This window comes from Kitasatospora sp. MAP12-44 (assembly GCF_029892095.1).
Lineage (GTDB): Bacteria > Actinomycetota > Actinomycetes > Streptomycetales > Streptomycetaceae > Kitasatospora.
The window spans coordinates 8,158,013-8,171,436 of sequence record NZ_JARZAE010000004.1 but is presented as its reverse complement, the minus strand read 5'-3'; the positions used below and the strand labels follow the sequence as shown (position 1 = coordinate 8,171,436).

At 72.8% G+C, this 13,424-nt stretch carries 10 protein-coding genes; 3 read left to right on the top strand and 7 right to left on the bottom strand.

What is annotated here, in order from left to right:
* Window positions 1–11 precede the first annotated feature (11 nt).
* The 3 genes from P3T34_RS36750 to P3T34_RS36740 are packed head-to-tail and all read left to right on the top strand — an operon-like array spanning window position 12 to window position 4,526.
* Window positions 12–1,949 carry a cellulase family glycosylhydrolase gene (locus P3T34_RS36750; protein ID WP_280670721.1) on the top strand — a complete coding sequence of 646 codons (1,938 nt, stop codon included), beginning with the start codon at window positions 12–14 and terminating at the stop codon, window positions 1,947–1,949.
* A 36-nt stretch (window positions 1,950–1,985) separates the two neighbouring features.
* Window positions 1,986–2,453, top strand: coding sequence for an NUDIX hydrolase (locus tag P3T34_RS36745; RefSeq protein ID WP_280670720.1), 468 nt, complete (start codon window positions 1,986–1,988; stop codon window positions 2,451–2,453).
* A gap of 57 nt (window positions 2,454–2,510) precedes the next feature.
* On the top strand, window positions 2,511–4,526 hold the full coding sequence (locus tag P3T34_RS36740; RefSeq protein ID WP_280670719.1) for a peptidoglycan recognition family protein: 2,016 nt from the start codon (window positions 2,511–2,513) through the stop codon (window positions 4,524–4,526).
* An 18-nt stretch (window positions 4,527–4,544) separates the two neighbouring features.
* Here the strand turns inward: P3T34_RS36740 and P3T34_RS36735 are convergent, their stop codons facing one another.
* The 7 genes from P3T34_RS36735 to P3T34_RS36705 all read right to left on the bottom strand — a co-directional run bounded on the left by P3T34_RS36735 (window position 4,545) and on the right by P3T34_RS36705 (window position 13,392).
* The gene (locus P3T34_RS36735; protein ID WP_280670718.1) at window positions 4,545–5,690 is read right to left on the bottom strand and encodes a polysaccharide deacetylase family protein; all 1,146 of its coding nucleotides are present in this window, start codon (window positions 5,688–5,690) and stop codon (window positions 4,545–4,547) included.
* Window positions 5,691–5,777: 87 nt separating this feature from the next.
* Complete coding sequence (locus P3T34_RS36730; protein WP_280670717.1) at window positions 5,778–7,979, bottom strand: GAF domain-containing SpoIIE family protein phosphatase; 2,202 nt, start codon at window positions 7,977–7,979, stop codon at window positions 5,778–5,780.
* 152 nt (window positions 7,980–8,131) lie between these two features.
* Window positions 8,132–9,001: a PIG-L family deacetylase gene (locus P3T34_RS36725; protein ID WP_280670716.1), complete on the bottom strand. Its 870-nt coding sequence runs from the start codon at window positions 8,999–9,001 to the stop codon at window positions 8,132–8,134.
* 97 nt (window positions 9,002–9,098) lie between these two features.
* Window positions 9,099–11,525 (bottom strand): FtsX-like permease family protein, encoded by a 2,427-nt coding sequence (locus tag P3T34_RS36720; protein ID WP_280670715.1) that lies wholly within the window; start codon window positions 11,523–11,525, stop codon window positions 9,099–9,101.
* A complete protein-coding gene (locus P3T34_RS36715; protein WP_280670714.1) occupies window positions 11,522–12,262 on the bottom strand; it encodes an ABC transporter ATP-binding protein in 741 nt (246 codons plus the stop codon). The genes P3T34_RS36720 and P3T34_RS36715 overlap by 4 nt, the downstream gene beginning before the upstream one ends.
* A complete protein-coding gene (locus tag P3T34_RS36710; RefSeq protein ID WP_280670712.1) occupies window positions 12,262–12,786 on the bottom strand; it encodes a PadR family transcriptional regulator in 525 nt (174 codons plus the stop codon). Before P3T34_RS36710 ends, P3T34_RS36715 begins: the two co-directional genes overlap by 1 nt.
* 102 nt (window positions 12,787–12,888) lie before the next feature.
* Window positions 12,889–13,392, bottom strand: coding sequence for a DinB family protein (locus tag P3T34_RS36705; protein WP_280670710.1), 504 nt, complete (start codon window positions 13,390–13,392; stop codon window positions 12,889–12,891).
* Between the last annotated feature and the right edge of the window lie 32 nt (window positions 13,393–13,424).

The following is a 13,424-nucleotide window of genomic DNA, read 5'->3' as shown; positions in this document are numbered from 1 at the left end:
TGAGGACGGCGATGCACAGATTCGTCACCCGCACCCTCGCGATGGTCGCTGCGCTCTCCACCACCCTGTTGCTGTCCCAAGGCAGCACGGTGGCCGCACCCTTGCCGAAGCCGGCAGCCGGCGCGGCGGCCGTCTCCGGCGCCGGGCAGCAACTCGCGGCCTCCTGGACCGGTCCGCTCAGCACCCGCGGCCGCTACATCGTCGACGCCAACGGCAACCGATTCAAGCTCGCCTCCGGCAACTGGGAGGGAGCCCAGGGCACTTGGCTCGGCAGCGGGGCCGTCGACGACCCGGCCAACAACGCGCACGGCGAGCCCTCCTACAGCCTCCCACTGGGCCTGGACCGGGCGTCCATGGCGCAGATCCTGGCCGGCTTCCACAGCCTCGGGATCAACAGCATCCGACTGCCCTTCTCCAACGCGCTCATCCATGACACCACCCCGGTGCCGGACGCCGCCGTCACGGCCAACCCGCAGCTGCGCGGCGACACTCCGCTGCAGGTCTACGACGCCGTGGTCGCGGCGCTGACCGCGGAGGGCTTCGCGGTCATCCTCAACAACCACACCACCACCGCCCGTTGGTGCTGCGGCCTGGACGGCAACGAACGCTGGAACAGCGGCCAGAGCACCGCGCAGTGGGAGAGCGACTGGCTGTTCATGGTGAACCGCTACCGCTCCGACAAGCGCGTCGTCGGCGTCGATCTGCGCAACGAGGTGCGCCGCGACACCTGGGACGACCCCAACTGGGGCTGGGGCGACAGCCATGACGAGAACGCCGCGTTCGAGGAGGCCGGAAACCAGATCCTGCAGGCCGACCCGGACCTGCTGATCATCATGGAGGGCATCAACTGGCAGGGCATCCCGCTCAACGGACTCCCGCATGGTCGACCGATGCTGACGCCGGTTCAGAACCTCTCCAACACGCTGATCGAGTCCGACAAACTGGTCTACTCCGAGCACTTCTACGCCTACACCGGCCCCGCCAACAGCGGCGCCTCCAGCGGTCTGGGCGTCACCAGCGATCCGCGCTACGAGGACTTCACCCCGGCCCAACTCGCCCAGGCGGTCAGCCAGGAGGCTCTGTTCGTCACCCAGTCCGGCCAGCACTTCACCGCCCCGGTCTGGGTCAGCGAGTTCGGCGCGGCCGGACGCAGCGAGAGCGACCCCAAGGAGCAGGCCTGGTTCGACGCCTTCACCGACATCCTGGCCGCCAACGACACCGACTTCGCGATCTGGCCGCTGGTGGGCTGGACCCAGAACGGCGTGCCACTGGACAACTGGGCCCTGCTGGACTACGACTCCAGCGGCAACCAGCTGAGCATCAACGACCCGGGTGACTGGCGGGCCGCCGACTGGAACAAGCTGATCAACGCGCCCGGTCTGACCGGCCCGGTGCCGCTCTCCGCCCGCTGGAACATGCTGAACCTCGATCACGCCGACTACGACACCTCCGCGCAGATGCTCGCGCTCCCCGACTGGGACTCCGGTGGCCGCAAGGGCGCCTGCCCGGACAGCGAACGACTGGCGGGCCTGGGCCGCAGCGACAGCCGCGGCCTGTGCACCGACTCCGGCGAGCCCGCCAAAACCGGCGCGCCGTATCTGGCGGTCACCGACGAGCGCTATGTCACCGAGGGCGACTGGGCCTCCGGGTACAACAAACTCCAGTGCCCCGACGACTACTTCGCCGTCGGCTACAGCGTCCGCGGCAACGCGATGTCCACCCTGCTCTGCGCCCCCGCGAGCACCGCGCTGCCGACCGGCGGCCGTGACGTCTGGTTCGATCACGGCGACAACCGCCCGTCGTCCGGCGGCTCGTCCGCCAGCGACTGGGCGCCCGGCTACTACAAGGGCCAGTGCGCCGACAACGAGTACCTGGCCGGCGTCGCCTACACCTGGAGGTGGAACGACGGCGGCGTCCCCGACGCGCTGCTCTGCCGCCCGCTGAGCTGAGCCGAGCTGGGCCGCCAAGGCCCGTAGGCTGGCGCCATGAACACCTCCCGCCCCCAGCTCACCGCCGACGTCGACTCCGCCCCCGCCGCCGGCATCCAGCGGCCGACCGCCACCGTCGTCGTCACCGACGCCGACGAGCGGATCCTGCTGCTGCGCCGCGCCCCCGGCGGGGTGCTGCCCGGGATCTGGGAGATCCCGGGCGGCGGGGTCGACGACGGCGAGGGCGTCGAAGCGGCCGCACTGCGCGAACTCGCCGAGGAGGCGGGCCTCACCGACGTCGAACTCACCGACTACGTCGGCTACTTCGACTACACCAGCGCCCGCGGCAAGCGCACCCGGCAGTTCGTCTTCACGGCGACGGCGCCGGCCGGCCAGGCCGTCGTGGTGAGCGACGAGCACGACCGGTTCTGCTGGGCGGCGGCCGAGGACCTGCCGGCCGTCAGCAATGACGAGCGCGTTCTGCTGGCCCGTCTCGCCGCGGCCAGGGCGGGCCGGGACGGTTAGGGTCGACCGGGAGTGTCACTCCACGTGACGGGCCGTCACGCGGGTTAGGACTGTGCCATGTCCGCACTCCTGATCACCGGCCACCGAGCCGCAGCGACCGCCCTGGTCGCCACCCTGACGATCACCTGCCTGACCGGCTCGGCCCTACCGGCCGACGCCGGCGCCGCCGACTCCCAACTCCTCCAAGGCCAATTCACCAGCGCCGCAGCCGAGTTCGGCGTCCCGCAGAGCGTGCTGATGGCGCTGTCCTACCAGGAGACCCGCTGGGAGTCCCACCAGGGGCAGCCGAGCACCACCGGGAACTACGGCGTGCTCGGCCTGACCGGGGTCGACGTCGCCGCAACCAACGCAGCCAACGCCGCCACCACCGCTACCGTCAGCGAGCGGGACGGGCGCGGCGAGCCCGGCCCCGCGCGCCCGCCGCACCCCGCAGCAGCAGCCGCCCGGCACCTCACCGACTCCCCCGCCCTGCACACCCTCGACGCCGCCGCCGCACTGATCCACCGCCCACCCGCGCAGCTGAGAAGCGACACCGCACAGAACATCCGCGGCGGCGCAGCCCTACTGGCCCACTACCAGCAGGCCGTGGGCGCACCCGCCACCGCCGACCCGGGCCAGTGGTACGAGGCCATGGCCCGCTTCGGCCGGGGCGGCCTGAGCGACCAGGGCAACCAGGGTAACCAGGGCGAGGCGGCGGCCGGTCGCGTCTTCGCGGACCGGGTCTACGCCACCGTGCGCACCGGCGCCGCCCGCACCACCTCCGAGGGCCAGCGGGTCACCCTGCCCGCCACCGCCACCGCGACCCCGCAGCCGCCGGTGCCCCGGCCCACCACGGCCGGCCCCCAGGACGCAGCCGAGTGCCCGGCCGACCTCGGCTGCGACGTCACCCCCGCCGCGTACGCACTGACCGACCCGAACGACCCGACCTCGTACGGCAACTACAACCCCGCCAACCGCCCCGCGGACGGCCAGGCGATCCGCTCGGTCGTCATCCACGACACCGAGACCGACTACGCCGGCGCGATCGCCTCGTTCCAGGACCCGCACGAGCAGGCCACCGCGCACTACCTCGTGCGTTCCTCCGACGGCCATGTCACGCAGCTGGTGCCCACCCGGGACGTCGCCTGGCACGCGGGCAACAAGACGGTCAACATGCACAGCATCGGCATCGAGCACGAGGGCTATGCGCTCCCGACCGACCGGCCGACCTGGTACTCGGAGCAGCTGTACCAGTCCTCCGCCGAGCTGGTGCGCTACCTGGCCGCGAGGTTCGGCATCCCGCTGGACCGTCAGCACGTCATCGGCCACGACGACGTCCCCGCGCCGACCCAGGACTCCGTGGCCGACATGCACTGGGACCCGGGCACCTTCTGGGACTGGAGCCACTACCTGGAGCTGCTCGGCGCGCCGATCGCCCCCGGCACCGACGCCCCGCCGCAGGCCGGCGACACCGTGACCATCGCCCCGCCCTTCGACGCGACCAACGAGCCCCCGGTCACCGGCACGGCCGCCCGACCGGAGAACTTCGTCTACCTGCGCACCCGCCCGAGCGCCGACGCGCCGCTCGTCAACGGCGGCGGCACGCAGGCCGCCGACTGGAGCGACAAGGCGGTGACCGGAGCCGGCTACGTCGTCGCCGACCAGCAGGGCGACTGGACGGCGATCTGGTACGACGGCAAGCAGTGCTGGTTCTTCAACCCGGGCGGGCGCAGCGCCCGCACCGACGTGCGCCGGCCCGGGCGGACCGTGCTGACCCCCGCGCCCGGCCGCACCTCGATCCCGGTCTACGGCCGGGCCTACCCCGAGGCCGCCGCCTACGCGCCCTACCCCGCCATCAAGGCCCCCGCGGTGGTGGCCATGAACACAGGCGTCCCGGCGGGGCAGGCCTATCTCGCCGCCGAGAGCACACCGGCGGTGAGTCAGTTCTTCTACGACAGGAACATCAACGGCGACGCGCCCAACGATCGAACCCTGGTGGTCGGCCAGGACCGCTACTACCCCATCCGCTACAACCACCGGCTCGCCTACCTGAAGGCCACCGACGTCCAGCTCCTCCCGCCCCTCGGATCCTGAAGACCCGGCCCTGACGTTTCAGCGCATCGAGAAGCTGCGCACCTCCGCGTACTGCTCGCCGCCGGGGGTGAGGACGGCGGTCCAGTGGTCGCAGTCGGCCCGGTCGTACATCACCAGGTCATGGCCGGTGCTGTTGCGCAGGGCGAACGCGGGCGTGTCCTGCGGGGCGGGCTGCGGTGCGAGGGTGTTGCGGCACTCACCCGGCCGCAGCCCGCTCTCCACCCGCTCCGCCTCCGCCGGGCCGTCGGCGGCGCCGGTGGGGTACTGCCACGCGACGGTGCCGGCGATCGCGGCGTCGGTGTCCTGGTCGGTGGTCGCCGGCGCGGTGTCCCAGGGCTGGAGGTGGTCGGCGGGGCGGGTGGCGGAGTCCCGGTTGCGGTAGACCGCGCCGGGGGCCGGCGAGGCCGGGGCCAGCAGTTCGGGGACGGTGACCAGGGTGTAGCCGGCGGCGCGCAGGTTCCGGATCAGCTGAGGCACGGCGCCCAGCGTGCTCAACTGCCCCTCGGTGTCGTGCATCAGGACGATCGAGCCCGGGTGCACCATGGCCGCGGCCCGGCTGAGGACCTGCGCGGGGTCGTGGTGCTGCCAGTCCCGGGTGTCGACGTCCCACAGCACCAGCGGGTGGCCGAAGGAGCGCACCGCGGCGCTGTACGAGCCGTAGGGCGGCCGCACCAGCAGCGGGCGGCTCCCCGTGATCCCGGCGATCGCGTCCTCGCTCTGGGCGAGTTCGTCGTGCACCTGAGCGGGCGTCAGGGTGGTCAGGAACGGATGCGTGAGGGTGTGGTTGCCGATCGCGTGGCCCTCGGCGGCCTCGCGCCTCAACTGCTCGGGAAACGAACGGGCTTGCTCCCCCACGATGAAGAAGGTCGCCTTCACGTCGGCGTCGGCGAGGTCGTCCAGCAGGCCGGATGTCGCGGCGGAGGGACCGTCGTCGAAGGTCAGCGCGACGCACGCCAGCCGCGCGCAGTCCGGCCCGGCCGTCGGAGCAGCGGCTGCGACACCGGCTGCGGGATCGGCTGCGGCGACCATCGGCGCCCCGAAGGCCGGCACCGCTTGAGCCACCGGCGGCGGCGCCGGCAGCGGCGGGGCGGGACGCGCCACCGGAACCAGGAACGCCGTACACATGCCCAGGACCACCGACCACTGCCGTACGCCTTTTCGCATCCCGTCACCGTAAGCGTGACAAACACACCAAATCGGGCAGCGCGAACGAGCCCCCAAGAGCCCCCACCCGTTCAGACGAGAAGGAAATCAGAACGGCACCGACCGCACCAGCAGCAGGGCGATGTCGTCGGTGCGATGCTCGGCCTGCACGGCCTCGCCGATCAGCGCGTCGGCCAGCACGTCGAGCGGTTCACCGCCGTGGCGGGCCAGGATGGCGCCGAGCTCGGCCAGCGACCAGTCCAGGTCTACGCCGGGCGTCTCGACCAGGCCGTCGGTGTACAGCACCAGGGTGGTGCCGACCGCCAGGTCGACGCGGGTCAGCGGGTACTCGGCGGCCCGGTCGACGTTGAACACCAGGCCGCTGGACGGTTCCAGCAGGCTCACCCGCCCGTCGGGGCTGCGCACCAGCGGCACGGGGTGCCCGGCGTCCCCCAGCCAGGCCTCCCGCCGCAGCGGGTAGACGCGCAGGAAGGCGCAGCTGGCGAGCAGCGTGGTGTCCAGGTCGGCCAGCAGGCGGTTGGTGCGGGCCAGCACGACTCCGGGGTCGGCGTCGACCGTCGCGAAGGCGCGGACGGCCGTGCGGATCTGGCCCATCAGGGCGGCGGCGTGGACGTTGTGGCCCTGGACGTCCCCGATGACGATGGCCGCGGTGTCGCGGTCGACCCGGATGAGGTCGTAGAAGTCGCCGCCGACCTCCATCCCCTCCGTGCAGGGCAGGTAGCGGGCGGCGGTCTCCAGGCCCGGGACGGCGGGCAGGGCGCGGGGCAGCAGGCTGTCCTGGAGGCCGTGGGCGAGGCCGAGTTTGGTGTCGTACAGCCGGGCCCGGTCGAGGGCCTGGGCGATCAGGCCGGCGAGCGCGGTCAGCACGGCGCGCTCCCCCAACGCGAACCGGTGGGGCTGGTCGAAGGCCACCACGCAGGTGCCGATCAGGCGCCCCGAGGTGACCAACGGCAGATAGGCCCACGCAGCCATGCCGTCCTGGGTCTCGCGCCGGTCGGGGTAGAGCCGCTCCAACTCCTCGCGGGTCTCGAAGAAGGTCGGCACCGGGTTGGTCGACGCCTGCACGCCGGGTGTGGGCTCGGTCAGCGCCGTCCCGTCGAACTGGTCGACCACGTTGGGCGAGTAGCCGCGGTGCCCCACGATGCGCAGCCGGCCGCCCTCGACCATCAGCACCGCGACGGCCTGGCCGCCGAAGGCCGGCACGATCTGGTCGGAGACCATGTTCACCACGTCGTGCACACCGATCGCCTCGGTCAGCGCGCTGGCGAAATGCAGGATGTGGTAGAGCACCCCCGGGCGGGTGTGCGCGACCGGTTCGCCGGGTGACTCGGATGACTCGGGTGACTTGAGTGACTGGGGTGACTTGAGTGACTCGGCGGACCACTCGGCGGCGGCCCGGCTGTGCGGGGCGCTCCCGACGGCGGTGATGCTCACGGTGAGGCCGGTGGCGTCGGGGTGCAGCTGGAAGGAGAGCCAGTGGTCCGGCGGGCGCAGGGCGACGAACGAGGTCTCCTGCCCGCTGATCACCGCCGCCTGGTAGTGGTGCTCGTACACGGGATCCCGCAGCCACGGCAGCTCCACCCACGGCCGCTGGCCCAGCAGCCGCTGGACCGGCGCCCCCAGCAGGGCGGCGGCGGTCGGCGTGACCGCGGCCAGCCGTCCGTTCAGGTCGATACCGCACATGCCCTCCGGCAGCCGGGCCACCATCGCGGTGAACGGGTCCGCCGGCGCGCGGTCCTCCTCCGCCACCACCCGTCGCGGGCCGGCCCGGACCGGTCGGCCGGCGTCGGCCGCCGACGCCAGCACCTCGGCCAGCTGCTCGGCGAGCAGCACGAGGCGGTCACGCTCCCCCGACGACAGCTCGGCGGGGTGCGAGGCGGGCCAGAGCAGGAATACCACCCCGTACGTGCTCCCCCGCGCGACGAGCGGCGCGGCCGCCAGGCCGAACGTATACGGCATGGCGACGGCGACCCGCGGGTAGCGCCGCGCCAGCTCCTCCGCGCCGCCCACCCACACCACACGGCCCTCGCGCACCGCGTCGACCACCGGAATCGGTGCGGAGATCGCGATGTGCTGCCAGGGTCTGGAGAACTGCCGCGCGGCCCCCAGCGTCATCAGCAGATCGAGCACCTGCCCGTCCTGCGACAGCAGGTAGAGCCCGCCGAGGTGCGCGTCGAGCCGGTCGGGGACACCCCGCAGGACCTCTGCGATCGCTGCCAGCCCGTCCGGCCCCGCCGACTCGGCGCCAGCGCGTCCGGGCCGCGACGACGCAGGCCCAGACGTGCCCACCGCAACCACCTCATTCACGCCGCCGGGGTGCGCCCGCGCGGTCTTGTTCCATCCTCACCCTCCAGCCACCGCATGTCCCGGCGGCGGCTCAGCGCGGGCCAGACTCAGCGCGGGCCGGGCTCAGCACAGGCCGGGCTCAGCGCAGCCCGGGCTCAGCGCAGCCCGGCGAAGAGGTCGTTCTCGGGCAGGGCGGCTCCGGTGCTGTCCTGGACCCGGACAAAGGTCTCCACGCCCATCAGCTCGGTGAACCGTTCCTTGCCCATCCGCAGGAAGAAGATGTTCTCGCTCTGGCTGGCGTGCGCGGCCAGCGCGTCGAACTTCTGGCCGCCGAACTCGGTGGTGTCCACCCAGGTCGTGATCTCCTCGTCGGGCAGGCCGATTTCGAGTGCGGGCCCGTCCAGCGAGGCCTCGGACTGGTCGGGCTGGTCGGGCAGGTCGGACAGGTCCGGTGCCTCCCAGTCCGCGCCGAGTTCGCGCATGACCCTCCCGAACTCCTCCATCATCGAGCGCGGCGCCGTCGTCCAGTAGACCTTGGACGCCAGACCGGTCCGGGCCAGCGCCGCCGCGGTGATCCGGTTGGCCTGGATGTGGTCGGGGTGGCCGTAGAACCCGTTCTCGTCATAGGTGACGACCACGTCGGGCTGGTACTGCAGCATCAGCTCGGCCAGCTTGGCGGACGCCTCGTCCACCGGCGTGCCCCAGAAGGACCCGGGCGCGTCGTTGGCCGGCCAGCCCATCATCCCGGAGTCCGCGTAGTCGAGGAGTTCGAGGTGGGTGACCCCGAGGACCTTGCAGCTCGCCTCGAGTTCGGTGCGGCGCATCGCGGCGACGGCGGCCGGGTCGTGCCCGGGATCGCCGGGCTTGCTGCCGCCGGGACCGTCGCCGCAGCCGCCGTCGGTGCAGGTGACGAGCACCGTGCGGATGCCCTCCGCCGCGTAGCGCGCGAGGACGCCTCCGGTGCCCGTCGCCTCGTCGTCCGGGTGGGCGTGCACTGCCATCAGCGTCAAGGGGCGGTCGGCCATGAACTCATCCATCCTCAGGTCGGTCGGGTGATCGCCCCCAGTCTGCTGCACGCGGCCTGCGGCACGGCTGCGGGCTGGGGGCGCTCACCCACAGGTCTCACTCGTAACGCAGGCCGACCGCCCTGGTGTTCCGCCAGAGCATCGGCAGGCTGAGCGCCGTCACGGTCAGCACCGCGACCCCGCCGGCGGCGGCCATCCGCAGGATCTCCGCCCAGTCGAAGGCGATCGGCAGGTGGGCCAGCTTCAGCAGCAGTCCACCGAGCGCCAGGCCCGCCGCGACCGCCAGGACCAGCCCGACCAGCACGGGCAGCATGCTCTGCCAGAGCACCGCCCAGGCGAGCGTGCGGCGCCGCGTGCCGAAGGCCGTCAGCACCGCCAAGGTGCGCTTGCGGTCGCGCAGTTGCTCCAGCAGGCCGACCAGCATGCTGGCCCCGATCAGGGTCAGCATCGCCACCACCGCGGCGGTCAGGGCGCGCTCGATGCTGGAGAAGGTGGAATCCAGCTGCGCCGCGTACGGGTGGTAGGCCATCGCGTGGACGTCGATCCGGGCCGCCGTGTTGAGGATCTGCTCCTCGGCGTCCGGCTCCCGCGGCGCGGGAAGCAGGCGGACGGTCGGGTGCAGGCCGCCCAGCAGCGCGGCCGGGACGGCCGACGGCGTCACCAGCAGCGTGCCGACCAGGACCTGGGGGAGGATCGCGGGTTTCAGATGAACGGTGGCGCGGGCGGCGGGGATCCGCCACCGCGGTCCGCTGGTGGTCGGCGGAAACGTCCGCGGAATCACCGTCTCACCGACCTGCACGTCGGCCACCACACTGCCGCCGGCAGCCACCGCACTGGCGCCGCCGGCCATCGCGCTGCCGCCGGCGCCCGCCGGGGCGGTGGCGAAGGCGTCGCCGTCGGCGCAGTCCGCGACATCCGACAGCACCTGCAGCGTCCGGCAGTCGGCCACCTCGACCCGGGTCCCGGCGTCCGGGCGGGCGAGGGACTGGACGTCCAGTTCGGTGTAGCCCGCGACCGTGGCGACGGCGGCGGAGCCGCGGAAGGCATCGGCGTCGCGGGCCGCCTGGTCGGCGCCGGCGGTGAAGTCGACCTGCACCATCGCGGAGTCGCCCCGGTCGGACGCGCTGCCCCCGCCGAAGCTGTACTCGCCGGTCATGCCGCCGAGCAGCGCCTGCAGCGCGATCGCGCCGGCCACCGCGACGACGATCCCGGACGTCGGCCGGGCCGCCGTCTCGATGCTGAACTGGATGCGGCGGACCGCGAGTTGCCAGGAGGGCGGACCGTCGCCCAGGCCGCGGACGGCCAGCTCGAGCAGGCTGGGCAGCAGGGTCGTCGCGCCGATCAGCAGCAGCATCAGGCCGGCGATGACCACGGCGATCCCGGTCTGGTCGTCGAGGCCCTGGACGCTCGAACTGCGGCTGAGCAGCAGGGCCGTGCCGAGCAGCGACAGCGCGACCCGCCACCAGAGCCGGCGCTTGCGGGCGCGGCCCGCGCGCACCACCCCGAGCGGTTCGACGGAGATCCGCCGCATGGTCGCCAGCGTCACGACCACCGCCAGCACCAGCACCGCGAGCAGGGCGGGGACGGCGATCAGCGGGTCCGGCACCACGTCGACGGCGAAGACGCTGATCCCGGCGATGGTGATCAACTCGATCAGCCGGGCGCCGACCAGGAAGAAGACCGCTCCCAGGGCCAGGCCGACCAGCGCGCCGGCCAGCGACTCGCCGGCCGCGATCCGCGCGGTGGACGCCTGGTCGGCGCCGACCAGCCGCAGCGCCGCCAACCTGCGGTCGCGCGCCTCGCCGCCGAAGCGGACGCCCGCGGCGAGGAAGACAGCCACCGGGGTGAGCAGGATGACCACCCCGGCCACGCTCAGGAACACCAGCAGCGGAGGTATCGGGGTCTTCGGCAGGTCCCCGCCGAAGTGGTCCAGACGCAGCGCGGTGGGGTCGCCGGCGAGTTGGTCGCTGCCGAGGTAGAAGGCGTAGTCGCCCGGGCCCACCAGGCCCGCGTTCCCGATCCGCCCGGCGATCGGCCGGCCGATCCGCTCCTGGAGCAGTCTGCCGTCGGGCGAGCGCAGCAGGTCGGCCAGCGCGGGCGAGACGAGCAGCTGGCCCGGCGCCGGGTACGCGTTCAGACCCGGCGGAAGCGGGGCGGCGGGCCCCTCGGGCTGAACGGCCCGACCGCGGACCGCCCGGCCGTGGTAGGTCGTGCTGAGGTCCGTGATCAGCAGGCTGTGGTCCGAGCGCGGCGCGCCGTCGGCGAACAGCATGTCGGCGATGGCGTGGATCCGGTCGTCCCGGTGATGCTTCATAACGGGGAACGAGGAGGCCAGCAGCAGCATCGCCACGCCGAGGCCGACGCTGACGGCGGTCAGCAGCGTGCGGACCACGCCGTCCCACCCGCCGGTGACCGCGAGCCGCAGGCCGAGCAGCAGATCGCCGGCCCAGCGCGTCGGCGACGGTCGGCCGACGGGTGGCCGGCTGCCCGGGCGGCTGCCCGGCCGGTCGGGGTGCCCGGTCATCGGACGGCTCCCGGCTCGCAGGTCAGGCCGTCGCGGACCACGACCTCGCGGTCCGCGTACGCCGCCACCCGCACGTCATGGGTGACCAGCACGACTGCCGCGCCGCTGAGGCCCACGGCCGAGGTGAGCAGCGCCATCGCCCGCTCGCTCTGCAACGAGTCCAGGGCGCCGGTGGGTTCGTCGGCGAAGACCACCGCCGGATCGGTGACCAGGGCGCGGGCCAGGGCGACCCGCTGCCCCTGGCCGCCGGAGATCTCGCCGGGCCGCTTGGCAGCGAGGTCGAGCACCTCAAGACGCTCCAGCCACTGCGACGCGCGCTCCTGCGCGGCCCGCCTGCGCAGCCCGTTGAGCCGCAGCGGCAGCGCGACGTTCTCCAAACAGGACAGTTCGGGGACGAGTTGGCCGAACTGGAAGAGGAAGCCGAACTCACCGCGCCGCAGCGCGCTGCGCCGGGCATCCGACATCGCGGTCAGGTCCTCACCCCGGTAGGTCACGACGCCCGCGTCGGGGCGGGTGATGCCGGCCAGGCAGTGCAGCAGGGTGGACTTGCCGGAGCCGGAGGTGCCGGTCACCGCGACCATCTCGCCTGGCATGACGGCGAATTCGGCGCCGTTCAGCGCCGGGGTGGGGCCGAAGGCCTTGCACAGGCCGACCGCCGACAGCAGGGCGCCGTCCGGTATGGCGCGGCGGTCGGAGCCGCCGTGGGCGACGACGGGGGCGGGGGTCGGGGCGGGCATCAGGACTGCACCTTCCGCGCGAGTTCGTCCAGCCGCGCGGCGGTCAGTTCGAGCCAGCGCAGGTCCGCCTCCAGGTGGAACAGCGCGTAGTCGCAGACGAGTTGGTCGGCCAGGTCGCCGGCCAGCTTGCGACGGGTCAGCTCGCGCATGTGCCGCAGGTGCTCGGCCCGCTGGACGTCCAGCAGGTCGCGCGCCGAGCGGCCGGTGAGCAGCGCGAGGACGACCTTGGTGTACAGGGTGTTCTGCAGGTACGGCTCGGGGCTCTCCGGCCTGGCGAGCCACTGGCCGACGTCCGTGACGCCGGCATCGGTGATGACGTAGCGCTTGCGTTCGGGGCCCCCGTCCGACTCGACGCCGTCGACCTCGACCAGGCCGTTCTTCAGCAGCCGTGACAGCGTCGCGTAGACCTGTCCGTAGTGCAGCGAGCGGCTGTGGCCGAAGCGTTCGTCATAGGCACGCTTGATGTCGTAGCCGTGCCGGGGCTGGGACTCGAGGAGTCCGAGAATGGTGTGACCCAGTGACATGCCGTCAACTATACACATCGTGTATGCACATCATGCATAGTGGCCGAGAAGCAGGCCCGGGGAGCGCGCGCCGACGCCCCCCGGGCCCGAACTGCCGCTCGCTCAGCCCCGCTTGTGGTCGCCCGTCGCGCCGTCGGTCAGCTCGCGCAGCACGTCCAGATGACCCGCGTGCCGAGCGGTCTCGGCAATCATGTGGATCAGCACCCAGCGCAGCGACACCGCGTTGCCCGACCAGGACGTACCGAGGTCGTCGAGCGCCAGCTCGCCGATCGCCTGGTCGGCCGAGGCCCTGGCGCGACCGTAGAACGCCAGGATGTCCGCCGTGGACTCGCGCGGCTCCACCCGCATGTCGGAGCCCTCGTCGGCCTCGAAGTCAAAGGGCAGCGGCCCGGTCTCCCGGCCGAACGTCTCGCAGAACCAACCGAGTTCCGCTCCCCCCAGGTGCTTGACCAGCCCCAGCAGGTTCGTCCCCGACGGGGTCATCGGCCGCCGCAGCTGCTCGTCGTCCAGCCCCTCCAGCTTCCACAGCACCACATCGCGGTGCCGGTCCAGCGCGACATGCAGGCTTTCCTTCTCGCCACCCGTGAATGGCACACGTTTTCCCATGTGGGGACCCTAGCAAGCACCTCCGACAGCGC